The organism is Ohtaekwangia koreensis (assembly GCF_900167975.1).
In the GTDB taxonomy this organism is placed as follows: Bacteria; Bacteroidota; Bacteroidia; order Cytophagales; family Cyclobacteriaceae; genus Ohtaekwangia; species Ohtaekwangia koreensis.
Genome location: NZ_FUZU01000001.1, coordinates 801,008 through 826,389, shown reverse-complemented (window position 1 = coordinate 826,389; position 25,382 = coordinate 801,008). Strand labels below are relative to the sequence as shown.

Below are 25,382 nucleotides of genomic sequence, written 5' to 3'. Positions count from 1 at the left end.
CGAGCTGCCAATCACAAAGCAATATGCCCACGTTTTTTAGGGACATTAATCTTTTTACACTCAAGGGAAAAGATGAAATTTTGTATAACGACCTGAAATATCCCTATATCCAAATCGACTCCATCAACGAACAGAAAAAGAAGATTACTTATTTTTATAATAAAGATTTAAGACGAGAAGATTTATACACTCAGAATGAACTGGGATGGGTTAAGCTAATTTCGTTCAATGATGGCTTGGTGGATAATTTACGATACGAGATTGTTTCGGGGAATGGTATAGTGCTGTCTCTCGGGTATGTCAAGAATCCAGCATCCGGTGCTGATCCTGCGCTGGGAATTGAAGGAACCGATCCTGTATTACAAAGCTGTTCTATATTACGGGGATCAACATTGAATCATTATGTATTTTCAATGAATGCAAATATCCATTTACCGATTACTAATAAGGTTGAACAGATTCCTTTGAAACGCGCTACTCGAGTAAGAACCGAGAAGTTTAATGTGAGCAAAGGTGTGTTGACAATCGAAGCAGAGCAATTGTCTAGAAAGAAAGATCAACTCGAATTGGAATCCATTCAAAAGCAATGCTTCTATGTAGGAAATCTGCCTTTCAGTTGGTGTTATACACATTATCCGAATCTAGAAAATGTCGATTGTGAGTAGCTCTCATCTATGCCGGCACAGGCTAGGTAAGGTTAAAGGTTGCAATCCAAAAGGGAAGTGCCCGACCTTTGTTTTGATAACGAGAGGCCAGGTCGTTACTAAATAAAGTCGTCATAAGATGTTCGCAGGTGCTTCTTCGCTATACCTATATATTTATCAACCACGATTTTCTTGATGTTCATTTTTTGGGCAATGTCCTCGTTGGAAAGATTCGAAGTTTCATAGCCATGCCAATTCTCTCTGGCAAACCTGCGAGGCCTTTATCAATGATTTTTTGAAACAGGCTTGGTTCGTTTTCAAAGCCCTCTATACTATCGTATATATCTTCAAATAACTTATAGTGCTCTTCGTATTTTCTTTTTACAAGAGAGTGCTGGAAATACCGAATGACTTTATACTTTATCATTCTAAAAGGTATGACTCCACTGCGGTAACATTGGTCAATTTTTCACGCCGTGCCCAAATCGAAACGAAAACCTCCTGAACGATTTGTTCACAGTCTTCTTTCAGTGGTATATTCTTCCGGGCGTAACTATATAACTTAGTAGCATATCGACTATAGATGGTCTGGAAAGCCGCCTCACTGCCCTCGATCAAAACGCGCCATCAGTTCCATATGCATTAACTGCACTAGCAGGAAAATGCAATCAAAATAAATGGCTCTGAAAATTTCTCTGATCATTTCAGCACAAATAATTCCGCTCTGTATAACGTACTAATCCAACGCTTAGAAATCTAGGCAATCCTTCTCAAGGCAGTTCCATTTTTTTTCTTCACCAAGTGGGTAACCGCTTGTGAATTTTTGATCTCTGTCTTTTCAACCTTGCCTAAAAAAGTAATCAGTATTCTGACAGAATTGTGAACATCTGATTTTACGGTGTTGCACATTGAAAATCCTTTTGTCGGTCTGTCATGATCAGGCAGAATGAAATTGCTATGCCAAAATATTTCAAAAAGTAAAAATGGACAGGTACGAAAAACTTACTCACTTCATCGAACGCATTGTCTTGGACACAAGACTTAAACCGGTTCATATTTCATTATTCATTGCGTTGTGTCACGGCTGGATTGCGAGCAAATTTCAACGGTCGTATAGGATTACGAGACGCTTGCTCATGAACGCATCGCGCATACGATCAAGAGCCACATATCATAAAACCATGAAAGAATTGCAGTCATTCGGTTATCTGAAATACAACCCTTCCTATCATCCTTTTAAAGCAAGTGAAGTTGAGATTCTTGATGACGGATTAAACGCGACTAATGATGAACCATAAATTATCATTCACGCAGGCAAAGCAAATTGCTATCGTTGACTACCTGGCAGGGTTGGGATTTGATGCTGCCAAAGTACGAGGTGATGACCATTGGTATCATTCACCATTTCGTGATGAGCGTACGCCTTCCTTTAAAGTCAATAGGAAACGAAATGTGTGGTACGATCACGGCACCGGTGAAGGAGGAACTATCCTCGATCTCGGAGCAAAACTCAATCAATGCACACTATCTGAATTTCTTGAAAAGCTATCAGCCGAGAACTATGATTTCTCCTTTCATCGCCAACCCAATACACATAAGCCGGAAAACAGATTGGAAGTTTTAGCAGTGAATGAAATTAGCAGTCCCGATCTACTTTACTATCTGCGAACTCGGGGAATTTCAAAAAACCTGGTAAGAACGTATTGCAAGGAAGTAGATTTCCGGATTGGCGAACGTGGGTATAAGGCAATAGGATTTCCCAATCAATCCAACGCTTATGAACTCCGTAATAGTTGGTTCAAAGGCTCGTCATCACCAAAAGACATTTCCCTCATTAATAATAACTCTTGTAGCATTTCCGTACTGGAAGGTTTCATTGATTTTCTATCCCTGATGCAACTTGACCATAAGGAAACACGGGACTTGATTCACGGGAATGACTTCTTAATCCTGAACTCTCTAAGTCTTCTGGGTCGCAGCATACCGCTCCTTCAATCTTATAAGACCGTCAATATCTTTTTGGACAATGACCTTGCCGCGAAAGAGGCAAAGCACCACCTGAGCGGTATTCACTTTTATGATGCCTCACTATTGTACAACGACTTCAAGGATTTGAACGAGTACCTGATTGCCATGCAGAAATTAAAGGAAGATCAAATACCCCAGATGAAGTCCAAGAGAATGAGAAGGTAGAACGCAAAATCGAAAACTCACAAAAAATCAAATCTTATGAAAAAGAAAGTTTATTTTATCACTCAAGCTAAAGGAGGCTCTGGTAAATCCTTGCTTGCGTTCATGCTTGCTGAAAAATATCCAGAAGCAATCGTCCTTGACCTGGATGACGCCACTACTACAAGTTCCAAGCAACTTGCTTATCGAAATCCTACCATGGTCCCATTTCTTGATCCCACAACAAAACGGATTGACCGGGGCATATTCATGGAGTTATTTCAAAGTATTGCCACAGCAGATCGCGAACTATTCATAGCGGATCTGGGAGCAAGTGTATCCGAGCAGTTACCCAAGTTCTTTGTCCTTAATCGCCTGGAGGCAACCCTGAAATTGCTGCATGATAATTACATCCACATTCAGCTTGTCTGCGTGATCGGAGGCGCTAATATTTTCAACGCCACCATGTCTTACCTGGTTGAACTGGTCGAATCAACTCACGCGACAATCGAAATAACAGTTGCTCATAATGGTATGTATCCGTGTTCTCCCACCCAGCAAGAATCGCTAATACAATATGTCGAAAGGAATAAACTCACACTTATTCCTTTTGATCTGGCAGAGGACAAAAGTGAAAGAGCAATGCGAAATATCGAGAATGTATTGAAGGATGGACAAGGCTTGTCAAACGTCAGTCCATTCATATCGGTGTATTTCAATGAGTCCATCAGAGAATTAAAGCTGTAAGACTATGACGATGACCGATAAGGAAAGGCTTGAGTTAAGAACGTACTGTGCATCGCTGTTAAAACAGTACGGCTTCCAGTTTAACACCACCGATCCGGTGCTGCCAGCGATTTACATCATCCACAGAGAGATGCAGCAGTGCAATGAAACCAATAGAATGATCGCGCAGCGAATTGACGAAGCTACATCGCGGATAAGACCGAAAGTATTTCACTTCAATCGTGAAGGCGAAGCCTGGAAGTTTCAACTGGCGATTGCAATGAAGTGGATACTATGTGGTGGGTTGATCATGGTAGCAATTTCCATTGGGATATGGTACTGGTCAATTTTCAGTGATGTTGACCGGGCTCAAACCATAATCAACACACATGACAATCTCAGTCAAATGGCAGCTCATGCTAAAAGGAATCGTGACGGTTCTTACTTCATCGATTTATCTGAGGCGCGCGGTGATTCAGTCCAGCATTTTCGTGAGTATGTGAGAATCGACAAAAAGACCATTCGGATATTTCTGGGGCGAGATTAACGATGGAAAAGAAACTCATCATACGATTTTTGAATGAGAAGAGACGCGGTGCCTACAACGTACTGGTAGAATTTTACGCTTCCCAGATTTTCTACTTAAGCAAAACGATGGCATTGACCCTAATTGAGGAGGACTTGGAAAAGGAGGGCTCACCTATAAAGCTGAGTTACTTCAGCCTCGCACGGGCGATGTCAAGATATAAAAAGAAGCACCCAAAACTTTCAATGAGTGGCACAAACCCGGCCTCAGCATTCAAGGACGCGCATGAGTTAAAAGAAGGTCAATCAAGTCCAATCATGATCAACCTTCCGCCAAAGAAATGAACAACATTGTAAAGGATCGTCAACCACGTTCAAGTGTGGTAAAACAAAACACCAGTAAGTACAGCTTACGTCAACAGTTCCCTACGAGCTTGCCTGTACGGAGCAAGCAATGTTTTCGCTACGCTGAAAACGGCTTGCCCCTTTGGGGAAGTAAAACCGTGATCACTTCGTTTGCTTCTTTATAGTATAAATATATAGTTCTATGGCACGACCAGCATTAAGTGAAGATAAGAAACGTGTTGTTCAGGTAAACATCCGGCTCACGCAAAATGAGTATGATCAGGTGAATACATTTGCCCAGAGTGCCGGGCTTTCACCTGCCAACTGGATACGCTATAAAATATTCACCGGTAAATTTCCGCAAGCCAAAGCATCGCCACTCGATGCCGCTATATTCAGGGAGTTACAACGCATCGGTATAAACGTTAACCAGGTTGCCCATAAATTCAATAGTAATGAATTCCCGTCTGAGCTCCGGCCGGTAGTCCAAGAGCTTTCAGATCTGCTAAAGTATACCATTAAAATTCTTGTCCATGACCGCGGATCTGGTGAAGGGTAAAAGCTTTCGGGGAGCGCTCCTGTATAACCTGGAGAAAGTGCGGACGAAGGGAGCTAAAGTGCTCGATACGAATTTTAGTAGTGTCGAGGAAAATGCCATAATGAAAGAAATATTCCTGGTGCGTATGCTACGCCCCGGTTTAAGTAGATACTTTTATCACACTTCGCTAAACTTCCCTCCTGACGAGAATCTTTCAGACCAGAAATTAACAGCGATTGCAAAAGACTTTTTGCATGAAAGCGGATTCACCCAACATCAGTATATACTTTTTCGACATCATGATGCGGAGCACCCGCATATACATCTGTTAGTCAATCGAATTGGCTTTGACGGAAGTGTAGTATCGGATAGCAATGATTATGCAAAAGCAGAGCAGATCCTTCGCCAGCTCGAGGTGAAGCATGGACTTCGCCAAGTGCCTTCCAGTAAATATACCAAGGAGCGAGCAGTCACTCATGATGAATTAGAAATGATGAAACGTACGAAAGTGCCTTCCGTAAAAGCAAAATTACAGGTTCAATTAAAAGACATCCTCAAGCAGAAACTTACGACCGATCAATTTATAGTAGCTCTCGAAAAACGCGGAATTAACGTTCTGTTTAACCAGGCTACCACGGGTTATATCAGTGGTATATCTTTTGGCTATCAAGGCATGCTATTCAAAGGCGGAAGTTTAGGTAATGACTATAAATGGTCAAGTTTAAAAAATAGTATCAATTACGATTTGGAAAGAGATCGTGAAAGTATAATGCAAGCAAATGCTCGGACAAGGAGTCTTCCTTTTAAGAATAACGACACACAACGAAAATCAGAATATACTTCGGGGGAGGCAACTTCAAAGAGCACTACTGAAATTAATCTAACCGGGCAATTGGCAGTACCACCTTCAATTAATGCACCACCATTGTCTGCTACAACAAAATCTACAAATAGACAGCTCACACTCGGGCAAGTATATAAAATCACACATGCAAACGATCACAAATCAAATGACATAGCAGAAGGATTAAAAGAAACGATCTGGAACGGATTGATCAATTCTACAAACATTAGCTCAGAGCATAGCAATAATGGCAACGCTGGAATATCTACGGATAGCTATCACGGAAGACGAAGACGTAAGAAGCGCAAGCGCGGGTATTAGACCTCCACTATAAGCTACATCTAATCCTGTACCTGTTACCCTCACCATGCAAGATAAATTTTGATTAGAACCCGTCAAGGGTATATAAACAGCGCAGGCGCCGATGCCTCGCGCTGCTGCCTTGACAGAACCTAATCAAAATCCGGATGGGCATTTGGATCTTCGGCAAGTATTTTAGAATAAAGCGTATTGAACGCCTTGAACAGACGTGCCCCAAGAAGGTGATCTTGAACAATCTCGCTTGACGCCTTGCCACCTGTATCTATGAGATTGAAATCAGCGGTAAAATGGTTAGTAGCATCGATGACCACCTTGACATTCCAGTTTGTGATTTTTGAAAGCGCACTAACTTGGCTGAAGGGCAATGCCAACAATATTATGTCAGCTTTTACAATTTCTTTCTTTGCTGGCTGCTTTCACCCCGTCTCCTAATTGCCCGATCGTTTCCTTCAATGAACTAGGGTCTTTACTGTTACTAAGCTTTACCGGGAAGCCGCTCTTCAAAAGATGACTTGCTACCGCTTTGCCAATGTTACCGGCTCCAATGATCCAATTGTCTTTTTCATTTTCTTAAATGTTAGTCATTTCTTCTCCCTATTTAAATTAGTCCTCTCGCCCTTTACTGTCGATCAGGCTAATGCGCTTGTGACGTCACCCGGGAATGATTACAAAATACGCCATTACAGTATACATTTTGAGGTGCTTTCCAAATGTATACTGGTTTCCTTTGGAGAGGAAAAGCGATCGAAAACCCTTAACTTCGTACAAGTCGTGGGATAACGTTCCGCCCGAATTTTTGACCGTTAACCAAATCTGATGTCTAAAATCGTAAATCAAACTCACACCACCGGCGATAAAGGAGTCGCGGCATTTCATACTTACTGCGCTCACCACAACCCGCATATTCTTTGGAAACCTGAGACGGTTAATGATTTCGGAGTAGACGGAGAAGTTGAGCTAACCAGCATAAGAAGCGATGGGAAATTAGAAGCAACGGGAGAGATATTGAAGATTCAAATAAAGTCCACGCTAAAAGGAAGTTACATCCATAAGGAAACTGAAGATTCATTTGAATTTCGGGCGAGGAACGAAGACGTAGAGTATTGGAGAAAGCATCGACTCGATGTGATTTTAGTAATTTACGATGACCGCAATGAGTTGCTTTATGCCAAAAAAATTGAACCCATCGATGAAGGGTATTATATAAAGAGTATTCCAATAGAAATAAGCAAGAAGGATAATTTATTGGTCAAAGGCGAATACAAGTTTTTAGAACGGTTTTCGGCCGGATTTAAACAACGTCTTCGATTCGATATAAAAGAGACCCTTAGCAGTAACTTATTTAAGTTCGGCAAGCTGCCTAAATACGTATATCAATACGAACCAAAATTGAAATCAGTGAAGGAGATATTTGATACAATCCCTCCACGAGAACGCCCAGTATTATTGTTAAAAGGAAATAAGGTTTACACTTTTTATGACGTATCAGCTATGTATCCAAATTTTAAAGACCAGGCTGTACATTATGAGTCAAAGAGACCATTGGCTGTTAAATCATTGATTAAAGATGTTGACGAAAGGCGTCTCGTTAGTGAACTGCTTAATTTGGAATTTAGGCAATTATGTTTCGAAAAGAAGATATTCTTCAATCGTCAGTATCAACGTTACTATTTCGGCTTAGCCAATACTAGCTTCAAAGAGCGAACAGAGTATTATGACGGACGCGCAAGACGTCGGGACACTCATCGTACAGTAGTTGCGTACCGTGAATATGGACCATACAAATTTTACCGACACTTTGCATTTGAGACAAAACCGCTTTTTACAGATGATGCCGTCTACCTAATTATTAATCCACAGTATCTTTTTACTTCCGATGCGAAAAACCCTCTTGAAGATAAGGAGGCAATCACAAAGTTGACTAATTACCTCACAATTCGCGAAATGACTCAGCAAGTGTATAACCATGTGCATTTTATTTTCTCCTTTTTGTCTGGAGGAACAAACAAAATTGTCCTTAGCATCTACACTGGTTCAGAAATTGAGTTGATGAAGTATGAATCATTCACGGTTAACTTTGGAATCCCATTAGACAATAAAAAGCTCGATGAACCTGAAAGCAACTATGATGGGAGCAACCAACAAAACTTATTTCCATGAAATTTGAGCTTCTACCCGAACCAAAACTTGAGTTTGGTGATAATTTCATATGCGATGACCCCAAGAAAGGTATTTCAATCGGCGGGTTCTATTCCACGACAAATCAAACTCATCGGTCCGAAGTTCGAGTCTCCATTATTGGAAGTAAACGAAATATTGAATCCCTGCAAGACTGGCTTGGTAAGTTGTCTGAGTTTATTGAGGCGTCAGGTGAATCAAGCACCGATGCCAATGAAGCAACGATTGAAGACGGCGAAGTGGTAAGTCTCGATGGGTCAGATAATGACGCTGACCTGGCAAAAATTGCCGATTTATTTGAAGATTACCCAGCCCAAGAGGCCATTGCAGCTGAGTTCACCATTAATAAAAGGTTGAACCCTGACTTCATTGGATTCAACAAGCAATCACGATTCCAATCCGAATTTTTAAATGACCAGTTAAATAATGTTGAAATCAAACAAGAGCTGATTGACGGAATCTTAGCGTCAAAAACATTAACCCTTCTCGAGAAGTCCAACGAGGTAATCAATCTGTACTCTATGATGTTTTCAAAGCATTTGGAAAACCTAAATACGAAGCCCGATATTTGCCTAATTATTATTCCCTCAAACCTTAAGAAAATTCATTCGGTCAGCGCAGGCAAATACAGTATCAATTTTCGAAGAAAGCTAAAGGCAACGCTACTCACTCTTGGCGGTGATATTCCGGTGCAGTTAATCTTAGAGGACACTTTAACGCAGAAAAAAAAACTCCAGGATATGTCCATGATCGCCTGGAATTTCACGACTGCACAATATTATAAAACTGATTCTATTCCATGGGCTTTAACCGACATTGATAAGGATACTTGTTTTGTTGGCATTAGTTTTCATAGTGTGCTATCCGATACCGAAAATTTAAAACGATCAAGTATCACACAAGCTTTTAACAGAGAAGGAAAAGGCCTGATTTTCGTTGGGAAACAATTTGTCTGGGATACCAATCAAATGAAGGTGCGGGCACCCCATTTGAATCATGACTATGCGCGTGATTTAATAAAATCCGTTATTGAGACATATGTCAAACAAAATCGAGGGCTTAAACCAAGACGGGTGGTTGTTCACAAGACTACTGACTTTTGGAACTCAACGATCAACAAGGATTATGCGGAAGTAGAGGGTATTAAAGATGGTATCAGGTCTGCCTTAGGTGAAGAAGTTGAGATCGATTTGGTCACCATTAAAAATTCTGAGATCAAGCTATTCAGAACAACTGGAAAATACCCTGTTGCGCGCGGAACATTGTTTGAAATTGATGCTACAGAGGGTGTCTTGTTTACCACTGGGTATATACCTCATTTTGAAACATTTCCTGGTGTCCATATGCCGCTTGGAAAATCGATCCAAATTTTCGAAGGTGAATCTACGTTGCGTAATGTATGTAAAGAAATTCTTGCGTTGACTAAAATGAATTTCAATAACTGCAATTATTACGACAGCCTACCGATCACGTTGCGCTTTTCTCAGAAAGTCGGCGAAATCATTCAATATCTCCCCGATGATTTCGAGCCACCCTCAAAATACTATTTTTATATGTAACAAAAATGGATATTGTCCAACGAAACTAATTACCCGCTCAAGTCAAACAGGTTGCAAGAGGAAGGAAGCATTGAAATCGCTCCTCCCTGTTGGAAAATACCAAATAGATTTTTATATTTATTTCATAGAGCCCATCTATTCTTTTTGCGGTCAAACGCAACGAGTAGATGGGCTTTGCTGTGTTTAATGGTATGAACCGAAGCAACTAGAATTGCTTCCGTGGTCTCTGCTCGCGCAATACGAGGATGTGTTTAATGTGGGATCGAATTAGCAAGGCCTATCTAAACTGTTATCAACTTCCCCTTTATAATGAAGCCCCTTTCAAGGAGAGATTTTATCAAAAAATCTTCGCTAACAACCCTCGGCCTTGCACCCGTGATTAATGCACTATCCCAAATCCTTAATGTTCCTCCGCCCCTGACTCATGTTTTTGTCAAGTACGGGTATAGACTGACGCTTTGGCGAAGTCTTTTGAACCTTGACTTCTACTTTGTCAATTTTAAAAAGGCAGGAAATTCTTTGGTTGCAACCTACGACCAACCGGAGCCTTACATGATTGTAAAACTTCCCCAACAACATATCGCGGAACAAAGCGTCAATACGAGTGATGTTCAGCCAATACCAACATGGACAGCGCAAACATTTATAGCGGGTTATAGTTATCTGGTCTTTCGCGTCATGTTCTACGAGAAGAACGAAGTAACGATTGATCTGAATGAAAAAGAGCTATTGAACTGGAACAGCTCCAAATTCCAACTGGTGATCAAACCCAAATTCGACGAGTCAATTTTCGCCAACCGAATTCAACCTAAGGAAGGCGAACACTTCCTAGAGAATTCGTATCCCATGGGCTACATCCCAACCTACGAACATGGCTACAATCCTGACTACGTTCCAAAAATGGATGGCGATCCAATCACTGCCATCGAAGCGCCCTGGCGCCTTGTGATTAGCCCGCGACTGCCCGACCAAAATAGATTTCGTTTCAATTGGGAATTCTCCAATACTCTTGCAAAAAATAATCACACCGAACTATGGTTAGCTACCCTTACAATTGTTCCTCTACCTGAAATAAAAACAAAAAAGAAATCGCCGCCAGTTAGCGGGGAAAACCAAGCCGAAACCGACTTGGACGAAGTCTTTCAGAAAATGGACGTGATGTTTATTGGCTCACCTGATCACCCGCATTATTCTCCAGAAGTCGGTGCCCTTTCTCATTTTTTGCCCACAGCCAAGAACAGGCAGCATCTTGTATCCCTCTACATCACACATAAATTGTTGGCACGCGCAGACAAATTAGCATTCTCTTCTTTAGGTATATCGACATTTCTAGATTTCAAGAATACAAAAGTCAATGGCACTAGTCAGCTACCAGATAGTCAAAAGATAGACCTTTATACATATAAACACCTTATCTCTTTTGGCCGCGATGAAGAAGTCGAAGTAAGCAGGGTAATCCTTGAAAAAGAGACAGGATTAAAAATGCTTTTAATCAAGACGACGAAACGTAGAACAACCGACGGATTGTCTTTTCTCGATTATAGAGAATACGTTATGCCACTTGAGATTGAAAAGGACTATCAACATCACGTCGACTCCTTAGAAACTTCGAAGTTCAATGGGCCATTTCGAAAGGTCCGTTTTCTAGAAACCGACCCCAAGCGGATTATCCCACTAGACAATTGCTTCTATGAAACGCCACCGGGTGGCACAAATGCAAATGCTAATATCGTCAAGATAGACTGCGAGTGGGAGGGCGTTTTCTATCCGCACTTTTTGGACCGACAAACCAACAATGAAACACCACTTACCTTCCAGTTCGAGGTAACCGATTGGCACGAACAGAAGCACAAAGTCAGAAAATCAATTCAAGCCATTACCTGCGGTATTGAACAAAGATTTCCCAACCCTAATGTTGCTCTGGCCCCAGGCGAGCTGGATATAGAAATCATTAATAAATTCTTTGACAGCGGAACCGATGACTATGAAAAAGTAATCGGTAAGATCAACTCGAGCTTCAACGAGACACTTGTGTTAGTAACCAATTTGTCGGAGGCAGACAAATTCAAATACACCATGAGCGAACAGCTCAAGAGCTTGAAAGACGTTTGCTTGCGAGGGGTAAGTCAACTCCAGGAAAAACTTTTCAGCAACTTGGTCGAATTCGAAAACATCTTCACATCAGCGCAGGATAAATTTTTGAAGCTGCTCGAACAGCATAAGGACGAATTCAAAAAATATGTCACACAAGAAAGTGGAAACGCCGACGATGGAATTCGGAACCTTGAGTCGCAGAAAGCGGATCTTGAAACAAAGCTGAATACAACCATTAAGGGAACCTTCAATGATTTACTACGATTCAATCTAGAGTACAAGCAGGCAAAAGAAAAACTGACGACCGACATTTCAGATGTCCGAACAGAAGTGTCTAAGTTCCCCAGGAACGTTCCAGTTGTTGTAAAGAAAGCAATCAATCAGGCGTTGACCAATCTCGAGCCAATTCTAACTCGCTTGACAGCTATTTCGCGACGCATTTCGACGGCGGCAACCGCTGAAGCCATAAACAATTATATGCAAGGAGGAGCGCAACTACTGCTAACGGAAATCGATAACATATATAAAACTGAAACAGCAGCTGAATTAGAAACTCAAAAAAGTGCGCTTGAATTACTTTTGACTCCAACAGAGCTTAAGAAATTCACCGAAAGTCTTAATTCAATCTCCTCGCGAGCTGCTCTGCCAACGCAGTGGCAGTCAGAAATAAAATCCAAATACGACAATTTTTTAGCGGCTGAAACCCAAATCCGGTCGGATCTTTCAAAAATAGAGATTTCACTTCGCGATCTGCGCGGTCAAATTGCCCAAGGTGCTCAGGCCTCCCTCGCCCTTTACTATAAGTTGCTAGAAGAATTTCAGGAAACTAGCGAGTGTATATTGAGCAAATGCAGAATCCTACGCGCCAAGATTGCTGATCCAAAAAAAGAACTAATGGATCCCGCATTCATAGTAAAATTGAAATCTTTTCTGGAGGAAGGAACGTCACTTAGCATTGGATACAATGAAATCAAAATTGAACTGGACGAAATCGTTCAAAAGTTCAATCCCTATTTCCAAAATCCAATGGCCAAAATTTTTGTCGACGAACTTGAACTGCTCCGCGCAAAAATTGTAAACAGTTTTTTAGACGCATCCTTTGGATTCGTGAGACCATTCGTCACAGTTGAAATGCCGCCCAATCTCCGTGAAGCTTATGATAATGTGTTAAACTTTGTCACCTCCGTCGACACTGCCATCAATGAAAATGCACTCAACATCAAGAATGCAATCCTTACTTATCGATCCAAGATCGGTTATGCGATCAATCAAATTGATGACGAGGTCGACGACTTCATTAACGAGGAATTGTCGGCCTTGGAAACCGATTTCATAGTCTTGAGTGGCGTCTTAAAAGAAAAATCGATTCCCATTATAGTAGGTGGCATCGAATTGCAAAAGAAGGTTATTGATTTTTTTCATCAGTATGCAAGTATCCCAGAACTTAAGCAAGCCTCCGTATACATTCCGGCTGTCTGCAAACTTGTCAACGAAGAAGTAGCGGTAGGAATTAACTATGCAAAGGATTATGTGACTAACCAGGTCGATCTTTACAAGCTCGAAACTAAAAAGAATGTATCTCGAGTATTCGCTGAAATCAAAGATTCATCGAGAGCGAAAATCGAGGGCAAAATAAGAAACATCTCCGAAGAGCTGGGTGGGATAATAAACCCGGAGTTGCCTACTGAGTTGCTATCCTACTTACGCGATCCCAAGAAAATTGCCGACGAACTCATCCCCCCGGACGCAAAGGATGCTCTGAAAGATGCTATGCGTGGACTCGAACAAATTAAAAATGATGTTAAGCAGGCTCGCGACGCATTGAAGAATGTCGAACATTTGGCCAGAGAAAAAGCGGAAGAACTGGAGAAGGAATATCGTGACAAACTTAAAACATACAAAGATAAGGTACGATCCCTGCCATTAGTTGACGACTTGGTACTAATTGGGCAGCAGGCTAAGGAGCAATGGAACGACATCCGTTCATTTAGTCCAGAAACATATTTTAAATCGCTTGAGGCAAAACTTTTCGGAAGCATAACCCTCAAAGACATTCTCGGATTGGATTTCGAATTACCAAGACTCTCACCCTCCAAAGATGCCATCACCTATAATTTTATAACAAAGAAGCTTAAAAGTAAGGACTTTGGATTATTCGCTTTCACCACCGACACAGCAACCCAACTCCAGGTTTATTTGAATAAAAACATTAAAGACCGATCGTATGAGTCGTTCGTAAAACTGACTGCTTTTCGCTTGGCAATAAAACTGGCGTCGGAGCCCATCCTGTCAATAAAGTTTAAAGAATTTGAGATCAAGTCGAATCCGTCCAATCCTAAAAAGGTAAATGTTAAGATCGATAGCGTCTCCTTCGGGGGACCCTTAGATTTTTTTGCAGCGCTAGCCGAAAAAATCAAAATGCCAGGGAGTGGGCTTAGAATTCTTCCGTCATTCAATCAGCTCGAAGTAGGGTATGCTTTTCCAATTCCCGGAATATCCTCGCCCGCTTTCAATTTTACAAATATGTCGTTTGATGTCGCTGTTAGAATCCCGTATGCCAATGCGACGTCAGTCAAAGCAATGCTGTTCGACGTCGGAATAAATCGTGCTAATAATAAGTTTCTAATTTCCGCTGGCATATTCGGCGGACGCGGGCATTTCACGATGACGGCTTCTCCGCATAGCTTAGAGAAAATAGATGCTGCCATCGAATTCGGTGGCTACATCGGGATAAACTTAGGTATAGCTTCGGGATATGTATTTCTCTTCGCAGGTATTCGCTTGATCTATGAACGCTCGGGTGATCTTACGCTAGTCGGTTATGTTATCTGCCAGGGGGGCGTAACTGTTTTCGGTTTCATCTCAATTTACCTGACTGTCGAGTTAGCGATGACCTATCGCCGTGTAGATGGTCAGGCTGCTTTGTACGGGTCTGCTTCACTTACGTACTCTATCAAGATCGGTTTCTTCAGAACATCTTTCGGCATTAGTTTCAGTAAGCAAATCATGGGCGCAAAAGGTGTGGCGCCACCGCAAGACAGCCAAGCTTCAATCTTGCAGATCAATTCAGAAAGCCCTTATGCATCGACCAAGGACGAACCCGCTGAGTATTTAATCATCGAAGACGATGATCCAGTCAAATCAACGACAGAAGTAGAACAAGAAAAGAGCAATTCATTTGCTACAACCTTCTCGCCCAAGCTATGGGAAGAATATTGCTGCACCTTTGACCTCCACCAATAAACCTCAACAACCCACATCATGGCCAAAAACACGACCATCATCTGCACGATTACCCCGAAGCGTGTCGACGAAACCCACGCATATTTTTCGGTTTTCCTTTCCCCACGACTACCACAAAATGGTATCCTGAAAGACTATTTTGAAATCGCGCGTTGGTACGATTTCATTGAATTTTTTAAATCCCATGCAAACCTCAAAGCATCCTTCTGTTGCATTTCCTACAATCAAGGAACCAGGGAATATCGAACGGTGGTCAAAGACAAAGATTACCTTGATATTGAATTTGACGGATCTATTCTCGAAAGTTTAAAAAAAGCACAGCCGACGGGTGCTACCCGTGGCGACTGTATGGATGATCTGCCAAAATCCTACCCGATCATCGACGACACGAAAGAGCTGTGGACGTGTTTATTTAACGACAATACACCCGTGCGTGGTTGGGAGTTCGATGAGGGCGCGCTAAAAGAAAAATCACTCCGAGTGTATAATTCCAAGACTCATGGAGCAGGTACAACATTCACGCAAGAACAATGTCTTCCAGAGGCACCTCCAATTCAAATTATTCCGGAAGTAAGCCACGCTACTGCGGAAGAGGATATTAGTGAGAATCGAATGGAGGAAGATGAGATTATCCTGCGTAACAAAGAGAATCAAGAATTTCATAAGAGGATGTCAATTTTAGCAACCTATCCTCATCTTCTCCGGGCAACTGGATGGATCTTGGACTTCAAAATAGCGCTCGGCCCAGATGGCTACTGTAAGGAAGATAACAAGTGCGACAACGAAGGTCCAGCGCTTTGTAAAAATAACCTAATCAAAATTACAGGAATAGATAACCTACCCAAAAATCTAGAAACCGATAAATGGAAGAACTTTATCGATGAGATCGACTTCAAAACCCCATGGACATATTTTCATTTCAATAAAGGCTCAAAACAATTCTCGATTAAATATTCCGAGATGCTTAGTCAGAACTATTTCATAGTTGAAAATGGATACATACACGCCGCTGGACCCATGGTTAATGGTAAACCCTTTTATGAAATCGTATCGGAGCAATTTAATCGCGCAAAAAGCCTAAAGAAAATGGCTAACCGTTTGCCAGACAACCCCGAAGTGACTACGCGCAATTATGCTGCACTCAGTGACTTGTTGAATCCGGCGCCTGCAATCGCTGACGATAACGGAACCTCAGAAGGACTCACCCTTCGACTTAAGAATCTCCTAGCGCCAAACGATCCTCCTGGTCAAGTCACAATTGATGAACAAAATAATAAACCTATTAAAATCAATACCTACGACAATGCTTCGTCCAACATAGATGACTACGTAATTTTTGGCCATCACCTTGACAGTGGTTATGTGATCGAAGTGAGTAACCTAGGGAAGAATAATTTCAAATCGCTGTCAGAGCGCATTGCCACATATACGGTAGACAGAAGTAAAAAAACCTCATCCGATAAACGCGAAACTATTCTCAAGGACTATAAAGATGAAGGCTGGATTAGCGAAGTTGCCGTTGCTGGTAAATCAGGAAAGTTATATATCAATGAAGAAATATGTCGATGGAATAACTGGAGCCTTGTTTGCCCGCAAATCGGCAATCATGTTCAAGATGAAAAAATAAAAGAAGGCTTTTGGGAATATAACGACCTTGAGCTAATCGATAACAGGCCCCCAGTAGGTTCACTATTGCCGCTACGCTTTGGTCGAGGTTACACATTTCGAATTCGGGTGGTCGACATCTGTGGTAACACTGTTAAAATGAAAACGGAGGGTAGTCATCCTGAACTGGACATTAATACGAAGAAACCATATAGACGTATTGAACGCGTAGGTCCGGTACAATTCTATTTCTGTGATAGGGCATACCATAAAGCAATAAAATTTGATTCTGAGAATCCCCGCGAGCACATATCAGAAGTTTATTGTATCAAGGATCGGTATTTAGGAGAAAGTGCAGACGTGATGATCATCCGGTCCAGTGGTGAAATGATGGATACCAAAATTATTGATACACGAACGACCCGCTATACACGTGCGACATCTGAACGCAGTATTTCACCGCCCCGAATATCGGTTCATTTTGCTGAAATCCATGGTGAGTTCGATTCGCTATTACACAACAAGCATTTACGCCGCGAAATATATACACGCGCTGCATACGAAGCGCCAAAGAATTATAAAATCGAACATTTTCAGATGGGCGACAAGATTCCATTTATAACAGATCCCGTGTACAGCAAAGTTCGAATGACGATGAAAATATTGAACAGGCTGGAAGATGGTGAGCTCGTTTGGGAGCCGGAATGTTATGGAGACGGGGCCGACCTTGGAACCGCTAGTGCCACGCTTGAATTTGAACCCAATTACCTTGATCAAACTTTCAAACGTATAGTGCTCGAATGCAAGGACAAATATTTGAATTCAATTCATCGACATCCAACAACTCACCCAGAATACGATGCGCATACCGTCAACGTAAACCTCAGGCCAGGTACGATCGGTGAAGTATCAATAACAGTTTCTGTCGATCACCTTAAGGATGCCTACAAGGACATTTTTTGCGACACTACAAACGCGCTGAAGACTATCAAAAAAATATTTGCTATACATGCAGTAAAAAGGCCGATTTTATATTGCCCCGATCTAAGGAAACTTAAACTACAAGTTCTTGACCGGTTACCCTTAACCAAAGTCGTTAATCCACATGCGTATCCTGGAATAGACATTTCGACACGGGGCGATAGAAAATATGAAGGCGACCTTAACGTCGACGTTCTTTTTAAAGTACCCGATGAAAGCGTAGTATTTCCTTTCTCTTCCTCTTCAGAAATTGTTCTAACCATGAAGTACACAGACTTCGTGATCAATCTTAATAGTGAAAAAGGTTATGACCCAGTTGAAATTATCAAAGTCAAAACTTTCAAAAATCTCAGGGAAGCAAATTTCGAAATTGCCAGAAATGAGCCCGTTCAAAGTCGCATAGTCACGCCGCCACCGCCGCTATCGCCTCTGAAGTATGGTGGGGAGCGAGTGAAATCATTTATGGAGAGCCCGCTGCTCGGCCAAGACCGTTGGTTATCTCATTCATTTAACGACACAAAGTTTCGAGAAGTCACCTACAAACTAGAGGGTCATTCCAGATTCAGGCAATTCTTCCCTGAAAAAGAAGATGCAGAACATTTCATTTATCGAAGGGAATTGGAGCAAAAACAGATTGTGAAGAACTCCAAAAAACTTAAAGCACCTGTCGTCCATTCCATTGTTCCGTTGCTCCATTGGAACCTTGAAAAGGGAAGCCCAAGTAGACTAACCCGTACCAACCAAAATTTTAGGATATATCTTGAAGGCTCTTGGTATGAATCTGGTGCCGAAGAAAAACTAGCAGTGATGTTTATTCCTGATGCCCTTACCATAGGTGAAGACCTCGAAGGATTCGTTTCATCAATTGGAAGGGACCCTGCATTTGAATCCAAGCCATCTGTAGGTTTGAAGAAAACGTTTTTCACGCAATCGGTTTTCACGCAAGTTGACGCACCCCTGCTAAATTTTGATCCTAGGAAAGAATCAGATATTGACACACGTCCTGGTGTAAAAGTAACAGCGGCACTCTTCGATGTCCACTTCGACTCAACCAAGAAACTGTTCTTCGCGGATCTAGAAATCAAAGCTAATCAAACCGATGACATGTACATGCCATTTTTGAAACTCGCGCTATGTAAATACCAGGAACATTCTATAACGCTAAAAGATCGTTACGATTTTAGATTTTCCAAGGTGGCCATGGCTCCACAAGTTCAGATATTCCCAGACCGCAGTATCATTTGGAACACGAAGGATGGAGCACTTACTGTAAGCGGTAAGTCTAAAAACATTCCGGCGAATCAATTCTATGTTAGAACTGTGCGACGAAACAAAGATTCCGTTACTCCCTTGATCCTGAACTTTGTTGCCCAAAGTACCGAACAAAATGTCCGGCCGGTAGATTTGATCAATGAAGCAATGGTAACCATCGTTCCTGATGGAGAAGATGCTATTTATCTCGAAGAGTACGAAACCTACCATGCACTCAACAAAGATGGAGAGGAATTCACCACCAACGAAAGTGATCCAGTGAATGATATTAGAAAGCGTCTGGTACTTACATGCAATCTCCTTGAAATGATCTAAAATAAAACACTAACCAATATGAAAAACCTAATTTTACTAGTATGCATTTTTGCATGCCATTTGGCTCAAGGTCAAAATGTGCAGTTTTCAAAGACATCGTATCACATCAACGAAAAAGTTGAGATAGCCGATGTGACAGACGTCGCCATTGATAACAATACGACAACCTCCAGCTCTCTTTTTAAAACGTTGACATTCACGATTCAAAAGCAAGCAGCACTCAATTTGTGCTGGGCTGCTGTCGCTTCCAGTGTTTCAAAATTTTACGATCCTTCCTCTACCTTCACACAGTGCAAACTTGCAAACCAAGCATTCAAAAGGGATGACTGTTGTACGGACCTAACAAAATGTGACGCTCCATTTTCTTTAGATGAACCCCTAAAATATACCGGGAATTTTGTAAGCATGCATGGAGGGGCACCTTCGTTTGATTTGATAAAGCAGCAGATAACAAATGGACGGTTAGTATGTGTAAGAATAGAATGGAGGTCTGGCGATGGGCATTTCGTTGTCATTCATGGGTTTCACGATAATGGAACGATCGACGTGCAAGACCCATGGCCCGAGCGAAATCCTGGTACAATAACTCTCTTAGAGCTTGAGTTGTTTTATAAAGATCTAGGGGCAATAACGGACTATTATCTAACCAAACCTCAATTCTAATCCTCACAGTATTCTCCAGATTCAACATCATCAATATTGTTTAAATACACGATGTTTGTGACAGGCGCGTCTGTTATCAGCTCGCCCTATCTTTTTTACTCTAAATGATTGCAAACTCGGGGTACTTTCTTGCTTTCTGATGAATCATGGTTATAATTTTAGTGGCTTATACGTTTCTTACTCATTTAGATTGAATGAAATTTTACATGGGCGTCACTGATAACAATTGGTTTAGATACCTGAGCCAAATCAATCCAGAGGATATCAACTTTTGGCAGCCTTAGTGGATCTGTAAGTTTTAAAGTACTAACTCCAGGAGCGCCTTTCCTTTTTAAACTCAAAAGTCCAATGAATGCTATCGCTGGAGTGGGATTCTTCTCAAGCCATACATTTTTGCCAATTAGTGTTGCGTGGGAAACTTTCGGTAATCGAAACGGATGTGAAACGTACTTCGAACTGAAGCAGATGATTATGAACTTATCGGAAGGATAAGTCTCATAATCCAACCATTGGCTGCTTGTCCTAACGAATCCTATATTTTTTAGCGAACAAGATTCATTTGATGTTGTAAGAAGCCATGATGACTTTGTTCTCTATATAAAGTCAAATGGCCTTCCCGACTTTATAAGCTTTGACAACGATCTTGGCTTGATGCAAACGAGGAAGTTGCTCCCGATGGCTATACATGCGCAAAGTGGCTCGTGCATGAGTCTGGTTTAGATCTGACAAATCTTCAGTTTTGGGTTCATTCAGCGAATCCGATCGCCGCAAGAACAAATACTAGATTTGTTGACCAATTATATTAACCATCTCACACAATAGTTACGACTCATTATCTAATTAAAGCGATATCGATCTCCTTAGGCTGCATTTTGATAGCATTAATATTTTTCTATATTTGTATAGAGCCCATCCCAGCATTCTTGATAAGGAATTCTGAGATGGGCTTTTTTCATAAATATTCGTACCGCACGCGTAAACTACACATTAGATGTATTCAAATTTTATACGAATAACTTTAATCCTTTTAGGCTTTTCCCCGATCCTATTCACGGCGTGGCTTATTAATGTTATTCATAACTGGAATTTTTTTGACATTTACTTCCACCTTAATTCACTTGCTGCTACGCTTGAAGGGCTTAAAGAGATTATTAAGAATCATTACCTTATTCTTGTTTTCATTATAATGGTCATTGTTTCTCGAAGTCTTATTAAAAATGCGACATCGACGCTAAGCGTTGGTGCATTTGATGTTAAACAAATTAAACCTGCTGACAGTAACTTCCTTACACTTCTTTTTAGCATCCTTCTCCCACTTTTCAAAATTCCGTTCAAAGGATTAAACGACATGATTTTCTTAACAGGGTTCTTTATTATTTCACTCATATATGCGTTGATCGTAAACGACTCTTACCATTTCAATTTAGTTTTTCGAGTCATCCTCGGGTATAGAAATTATGAAGTGCAGAGTAAAAAGGAGGTGACCTACCTTGTTCTATCAAAAACTATTCTAATCAACCAAAACCAGTTTACTCGATATGTAGCTTTAACAAATCATATGCTAATAAATGTCACCTAAGAAAACAACAACCCAAAAGACAGTTAATAATTTCTACGCAATTATTGATACCGGCGCTGTAAGAAGGATAAACCTGACTCAAGACGTATCAGCGTCGATCAAAGAAGTGTTTGTCTCGGCCGGTGTGCGATTAACTAATAGTGAGTTAGACGAGGTGAAGTTTGATGGTAACTACGTAATTGATGAAGGCGAAATACTTTATGTAAAAATGGACTTGAATGCCGCAGTGCTTGAAGTACTAAGTAATGGTATCGGAATTCCTGTCTTGAAATTGAAGACTGAGACAATAAAAACTCTTTTCTGGGTCGAGGACAAAATTTTCTACTTCCAAAATTTTGATAGCAGAAAATTATTAATAAACCGTAACATTATCGTGTATAACAATCAAACATATGACGCACTGAAAGAAGATGCATTTATTGTGGACAATGCCGTCCATGCGATATATGCGGATGGAAAATTCAAATTTCTATCCTATGCAAATGCAAATAAGATATTCAGTCTGTCAGAATTTTATGTTGAAGCGACGAATAGGGATTTGACAAAGTTTTCAACGCATGATAATATTTCGATTATCGATCAACAATGGTTTCTAGATCACTCGAATTCTGTCATTCGAAAGCAGGTGACCTTGTTACAAAAAAGTAAGATACTAGATGGTGCCAACACTAAAACAATAAAAAAGGACGCAAAAGAATTCAACTTGATGATTGAGCTTGACAAGAATAAGAAAATTATTTTTCCAAAAGATATTAAGCACTGCAAGGAAGTACTCGTTTTTCTAAACGAGCAGTTTTACGTTGGATTAATTACGGGGACTAAATATCGCACGAATTCGAAACGAACAATCTAACATTAACGCAAGAGACATCACCAGCTCGTTGGCGGAAAATCCGGAGCAACCTGCTCGAAATATAACTTCTTGATCATATCATCCTCACAAGCGAAAGCTATTACTCATTCACTGACGAGGGTTTGATCTAAACCTTCGGCCATACAAATTCCAGATTATACTTATCCTCAACAAGATTTTGGAATTCGTTCACGCGCTCCAACAATGAAAATGCTATGTGTGGAGGTAGCCGGTAGTTAAGCTTGTACCTCACATCAGAGTATGCCCTTCGTAAAAAGTCAAACATTAGCTGTTCGTCATTCGTGTTGCACGGAAATATGCTTTTTACTTGGGGAAGATAGCAGCCTATTAGGTCAATCAGTTTGGAAAGATTGTGGGTAGTCGGGCGGTATTTCAAATGTGCTTTGATTGAAGCGATACACATTTGCTCCATTGACTGGTGAAGAAGAAAAACTGCTACATCGTGAAGGTGACTGCCCAGCGCATCGGAGGCCATCGCCAGAAAATTTCCTGAGAGATCAAATGAACGCTTACATTCCTGGGCAAGTTTGCTTTGATCTACATCTGCATCAACTGTTTTGATTTTATCCATCTTAATAGGGCTATTCACTGCTAGGTACAAAACATGACCTTCGCGGAACACCCGACAAAAGAAAGGATGAAGTTGCTGTATTGCAGTAAGAACAGATCGTTCACTATGTGACAATACATTTACCGACAAACCATCTGGGAATTCATTCTTAACAAGATCGATGATCTCGTGATCTTTGTAGTGATTAGAGTTGGACTGTACTATCAGCAGGTCATAGTGATGATGTTCTGATGTTGTTGCCTGGAAGCAACTGGTATAATTCACTATCGAAAGAGTATGCCCGAAACACACTACAGCAACGGGAGATATTTCCCTTACGATTCCATCAATGATAGAACGGAATTCCGGTGTGGTGATGTCGGCCAGGCGCATACCTATTTTCTTTTTGTGGCCTTCGGTTTATTCAATGCGATAAGCTCGTTGTACATCTTTACAGCCTGCCTTTCGATGGCCCGAAATTCGGGTTGCATTTGCTTGCTGTGTTTGTCGAGAATTTTTGAATACTGGTTGTAGGTCTTATCGGTGCCATCATCAAGCTCAACATTTTTCAGGATGAGGTGATCGAGGTTGGGTTCAAAATCATAGGGGCCTAAACCGATATGCTCCAGGTCATCAAAGAACCTCCTGCACTTTAGCTGCTGTTCAATGAGGTAGATCGTTACCTGTTCATGACTGGCTAACCTCATCAGGGATATAATACTTTTTGACATGGCTACAGGATTTGATTCTATGAAACCTTGGCTTCCTTCTTAACAGCGTTGAGTTTTTTCCTTTGCTCAAGTAGTTCGTAGTACGCTTTCAAAGCTTGCTTCATGATGGAGTCATTATCAGCATCAATCTTCTTGCTCCTGCGTTCGATAATTTCATAATAGGCATCAAAGGTGGAATCCAATTCATCATCCATATCCAGGCTTCGCAGAATGAGCGTATCGAGGTGCGGCTGGAAGTAGCAGTCATCTAGGCCCATCTGCTGAAGGGTGTTGAAGAACTTGCGGCTTTTGAGCTCTTCTTTGATGAGAAATAATGTCAGTTGCAGATCATTCGGCAACTTTACAAGCGGATAAGGTGAGTTTATAAATTTCATACTATCAAGCATTTATGTTAAAAATGTACCCGTATAAATATGGGGGTAAAAATACCTAAATATTTCTATCTATTAATATTGGTATGTGAAAAAAGTTGATATCACAGAAAAGCAGCTTCAAGTGCTCCGATTGATTTCGGAGGGTCATAGTAGCGAAGAGATTGCTAAAAGTCTTGGAAATAGTAAGAAGACAATTGACGCAATTCGTATTGAAATGCTGAACAGATTTCAAGTAAGAAATGCAGCCCATTTGGTCGCTTATGGATTTAGAAAAAAGTGGCTTAAATGATTTACCTCTTAGTGCGGTTTCATATATTTAGAGCTCTCTCTACTAAGAGAGAATTCGTATGTACACAGCTCATTTCGGATCACTGCCTTTCCCTTCTAAATGTTCATCAAGATAGGAGTATATATATACCTTTAGAAAGATAGTTCACTTTTGTAACCTATACTTTCAAATGCGCTGTAAGTAAAATAGCCCTCTTCTCTAGTCTCGTGACTCCACTAAAGCTGAAAGGATAAGAATTACCTCTTGTTATTTAAGTATCTAAAAACTAATTTCATCGCAGAATTCAAGTTGTTACTACGCTTGAAATTAAAGGTGCGCAATTAGGTGCGTTGATTTTTATCGCTTCTGTTTTAACTGATAATCAATCTTTTACAAAAGATTTACAATCCCTGCCGGATGCGTATAAATTCTATTCGGTAGAAAAAATGCGCTTTCCAAAAAGATCAGAAGGATACTATCCTTTATAACAGCAGAATTCGAATAGAGAACATCCCGGTAAAAGCTTGCGAGTATATAGTAAACGGTAAGAGCGCTATCGAGTGGATTATGGAGCGTTACCAAGTAACGGATACACAAGGAAAGCGGCATAAAAACGACCCAAATGACTGGTTGCGTGAAGTAGAGAAGCCGACTTACATTCTGGATTTGTTGTTAAGCATCATCAATGTAAGTGTGCAGACGGTTGATATTGTGGCGGGATTGCCGAAGGTTAAGTTTGAATAGAGATTTTACAATTCTTATATGAGCTTGAAAAATATCGAAGCGTTTGGTGCATTCAAATCAGGACTAAACAATCCAAGAGAGCTTTCAAATGGTGATTTACTATTTGATTGCCGCGTCAAATTTGTTCTTGGAAATAAGGAATATGAAGAGGATCTCAAATGTAAGCTTGTCATGCAAGGTTATGATGGTGGGGACTGTCTCAATTGAGGAAGAGGGAAATGTGATAACGATTAATAGGTT

26 protein-coding genes are annotated in these 25,382 nt (G+C 40.9%); 19 read left to right on the top strand and 7 right to left on the bottom strand.

What is annotated here, in order from left to right; genetic code table 11:
* The first annotated feature begins 23 nt into the window (after positions 1 to 23).
* Positions 24 to 665, top strand: coding sequence for a hypothetical protein (locus B5Y40_RS03595; RefSeq protein WP_079685331.1), 642 nt, complete (start codon positions 24 to 26; stop codon positions 663 to 665).
* 178 nt (positions 666 to 843) lie between these two features.
* Here B5Y40_RS03595 and B5Y40_RS03590 read toward each other — a convergent pair whose 3' ends face one another.
* Positions 844 to 1,071, bottom strand: a complete 228-nt coding sequence (locus B5Y40_RS03590; protein WP_079685330.1) for a hypothetical protein — start codon at positions 1,069 to 1,071, stop codon at positions 844 to 846.
* On the bottom strand, positions 1,068 to 1,262 hold the full coding sequence (locus tag B5Y40_RS30090; RefSeq protein ID WP_079685329.1) for a sigma factor: 195 nt from the start codon (positions 1,260 to 1,262) through the stop codon (positions 1,068 to 1,070). The genes B5Y40_RS03590 and B5Y40_RS30090 overlap by 4 nt, the downstream gene beginning before the upstream one ends.
* 365 nt (positions 1,263 to 1,627) lie before the next feature.
* Between B5Y40_RS30090 and B5Y40_RS03580 the strand changes: the two genes are divergently transcribed.
* The 7 genes from B5Y40_RS03580 to B5Y40_RS03550 all read left to right on the top strand — a co-directional run bounded on the left by B5Y40_RS03580 (position 1,628) and on the right by B5Y40_RS03550 (position 6,112).
* Positions 1,628 to 1,942 (top strand): hypothetical protein, encoded by a 315-nt coding sequence (locus B5Y40_RS03580; RefSeq protein WP_079685328.1) that lies wholly within the window; start codon positions 1,628 to 1,630, stop codon positions 1,940 to 1,942.
* Positions 1,929 to 2,837: a toprim domain-containing protein gene (locus B5Y40_RS03575; protein ID WP_079685327.1), complete on the top strand. Its 909-nt coding sequence runs from the start codon at positions 1,929 to 1,931 to the stop codon at positions 2,835 to 2,837. The genes B5Y40_RS03580 and B5Y40_RS03575 overlap by 14 nt, the downstream gene beginning before the upstream one ends.
* 36 nt (positions 2,838 to 2,873) lie before the next feature.
* Positions 2,874 to 3,560, top strand: a complete 687-nt coding sequence (locus B5Y40_RS03570) for a P-loop NTPase family protein (RefSeq protein WP_079685326.1) — start codon at positions 2,874 to 2,876, stop codon at positions 3,558 to 3,560.
* Between the two features lie 4 nt (positions 3,561 to 3,564).
* On the top strand, positions 3,565 to 4,086 hold the full coding sequence (locus B5Y40_RS03565; protein ID WP_143785589.1) for a hypothetical protein: 522 nt from the start codon (positions 3,565 to 3,567) through the stop codon (positions 4,084 to 4,086).
* Positions 4,087 to 4,088: 2 nt separating this feature from the next.
* Positions 4,089 to 4,409 carry a hypothetical protein gene (locus B5Y40_RS03560; RefSeq protein WP_079685324.1) on the top strand — a complete coding sequence of 107 codons (321 nt, stop codon included), beginning with the start codon at positions 4,089 to 4,091 and terminating at the stop codon, positions 4,407 to 4,409.
* A gap of 202 nt (positions 4,410 to 4,611) precedes the next feature.
* Complete coding sequence (locus B5Y40_RS03555) at positions 4,612 to 4,968, top strand: plasmid mobilization protein (protein ID WP_079685323.1); 357 nt, start codon at positions 4,612 to 4,614, stop codon at positions 4,966 to 4,968.
* The gene (locus tag B5Y40_RS03550; RefSeq protein ID WP_079685322.1) at positions 4,943 to 6,112 is read left to right on the top strand and encodes a relaxase/mobilization nuclease domain-containing protein; all 1,170 of its coding nucleotides are present in this window, start codon (positions 4,943 to 4,945) and stop codon (positions 6,110 to 6,112) included. Before B5Y40_RS03555 ends, B5Y40_RS03550 begins: the two co-directional genes overlap by 26 nt.
* A gap of 131 nt (positions 6,113 to 6,243) precedes the next feature.
* Here B5Y40_RS03550 and B5Y40_RS03545 read toward each other — a convergent pair whose 3' ends face one another.
* Positions 6,244 to 6,483 (bottom strand): NAD(P)-binding domain-containing protein, encoded by a 240-nt coding sequence (locus tag B5Y40_RS03545; RefSeq protein ID WP_079685321.1) that lies wholly within the window; start codon positions 6,481 to 6,483, stop codon positions 6,244 to 6,246.
* A 10-nt stretch (positions 6,484 to 6,493) separates the two neighbouring features.
* Positions 6,494 to 6,658: an NAD(P)-binding domain-containing protein gene (locus tag B5Y40_RS30085; protein ID WP_394333185.1), complete on the bottom strand. Its 165-nt coding sequence runs from the start codon at positions 6,656 to 6,658 to the stop codon at positions 6,494 to 6,496.
* A 270-nt stretch (positions 6,659 to 6,928) separates the two neighbouring features.
* Between B5Y40_RS30085 and B5Y40_RS03535 the strand changes: the two genes are divergently transcribed.
* The 8 genes from B5Y40_RS03535 to B5Y40_RS03500 all read left to right on the top strand — a co-directional run bounded on the left by B5Y40_RS03535 (position 6,929) and on the right by B5Y40_RS03500 (position 22,454).
* On the top strand, positions 6,929 to 8,272 hold the full coding sequence (locus B5Y40_RS03535) for a DUF4365 domain-containing protein (RefSeq protein ID WP_079685319.1): 1,344 nt from the start codon (positions 6,929 to 6,931) through the stop codon (positions 8,270 to 8,272).
* Positions 8,269 to 9,849, top strand: coding sequence for an argonaute/piwi family protein (locus tag B5Y40_RS03530; protein ID WP_079685318.1), 1,581 nt, complete (start codon positions 8,269 to 8,271; stop codon positions 9,847 to 9,849). The genes B5Y40_RS03535 and B5Y40_RS03530 overlap by 4 nt, the downstream gene beginning before the upstream one ends.
* A gap of 309 nt (positions 9,850 to 10,158) precedes the next feature.
* Complete coding sequence (locus tag B5Y40_RS03525) at positions 10,159 to 15,186, top strand: rhoptry family protein (RefSeq protein ID WP_079685317.1); 5,028 nt, start codon at positions 10,159 to 10,161, stop codon at positions 15,184 to 15,186.
* 18 nt (positions 15,187 to 15,204) lie between these two features.
* Complete coding sequence (locus B5Y40_RS03520) at positions 15,205 to 19,359, top strand: hypothetical protein (RefSeq protein WP_079685316.1); 4,155 nt, start codon at positions 15,205 to 15,207, stop codon at positions 19,357 to 19,359.
* Positions 19,360 to 19,377: 18 nt separating this feature from the next.
* Positions 19,378 to 20,022 (top strand): papain-like cysteine protease family protein, encoded by a 645-nt coding sequence (locus B5Y40_RS03515; RefSeq protein ID WP_079685315.1) that lies wholly within the window; start codon positions 19,378 to 19,380, stop codon positions 20,020 to 20,022.
* A 348-nt stretch (positions 20,023 to 20,370) separates the two neighbouring features.
* The gene (locus B5Y40_RS29805; RefSeq protein ID WP_221408863.1) at positions 20,371 to 20,514 is read left to right on the top strand and encodes a hypothetical protein; all 144 of its coding nucleotides are present in this window, start codon (positions 20,371 to 20,373) and stop codon (positions 20,512 to 20,514) included.
* Between the two features lie 209 nt (positions 20,515 to 20,723).
* Entirely contained in the window at positions 20,724 to 20,828 is a 105-nt protein-coding gene (locus tag B5Y40_RS30080; protein ID WP_394333174.1) for a hypothetical protein, read from the top strand.
* A gap of 762 nt (positions 20,829 to 21,590) precedes the next feature.
* A complete protein-coding gene (locus B5Y40_RS03500; RefSeq protein WP_079685313.1) occupies positions 21,591 to 22,454 on the top strand; it encodes a hypothetical protein in 864 nt (287 codons plus the stop codon).
* A gap of 127 nt (positions 22,455 to 22,581) precedes the next feature.
* Here the strand turns inward: B5Y40_RS03500 and B5Y40_RS03495 are convergent, their stop codons facing one another.
* The 3 genes from B5Y40_RS03495 to B5Y40_RS03485 are packed head-to-tail and all read right to left on the bottom strand — an operon-like array spanning position 22,582 to position 24,130.
* Positions 22,582 to 23,418 carry a HEPN domain-containing protein gene (locus tag B5Y40_RS03495; RefSeq protein WP_079685312.1) on the bottom strand — a complete coding sequence of 279 codons (837 nt, stop codon included), beginning with the start codon at positions 23,416 to 23,418 and terminating at the stop codon, positions 22,582 to 22,584.
* Positions 23,419 to 23,420: 2 nt separating this feature from the next.
* Complete coding sequence (locus B5Y40_RS03490; protein WP_079685311.1) at positions 23,421 to 23,756, bottom strand: hypothetical protein; 336 nt, start codon at positions 23,754 to 23,756, stop codon at positions 23,421 to 23,423.
* A gap of 17 nt (positions 23,757 to 23,773) precedes the next feature.
* Complete coding sequence (locus B5Y40_RS03485; RefSeq protein WP_143785588.1) at positions 23,774 to 24,130, bottom strand: hypothetical protein; 357 nt, start codon at positions 24,128 to 24,130, stop codon at positions 23,774 to 23,776.
* Positions 24,131 to 24,215: 85 nt separating this feature from the next.
* Between B5Y40_RS03485 and B5Y40_RS03480 the strand changes: the two genes are divergently transcribed.
* From B5Y40_RS03480 to B5Y40_RS03470, 3 genes are all read left to right on the top strand, one after another.
* Entirely contained in the window at positions 24,216 to 24,419 is a 204-nt protein-coding gene (locus tag B5Y40_RS03480) for a response regulator transcription factor (protein WP_079685309.1), read from the top strand.
* Between the two features lie 456 nt (positions 24,420 to 24,875).
* Positions 24,876 to 25,142: a type ISP restriction/modification enzyme gene (locus B5Y40_RS03475; protein ID WP_221408926.1), complete on the top strand. Its 267-nt coding sequence runs from the start codon at positions 24,876 to 24,878 to the stop codon at positions 25,140 to 25,142.
* Positions 25,143 to 25,160: 18 nt separating this feature from the next.
* Positions 25,161 to 25,349, top strand: coding sequence for a hypothetical protein (locus B5Y40_RS03470; protein WP_079685308.1), 189 nt, complete (start codon positions 25,161 to 25,163; stop codon positions 25,347 to 25,349).
* Positions 25,350 to 25,382 lie beyond the last annotated feature (33 nt).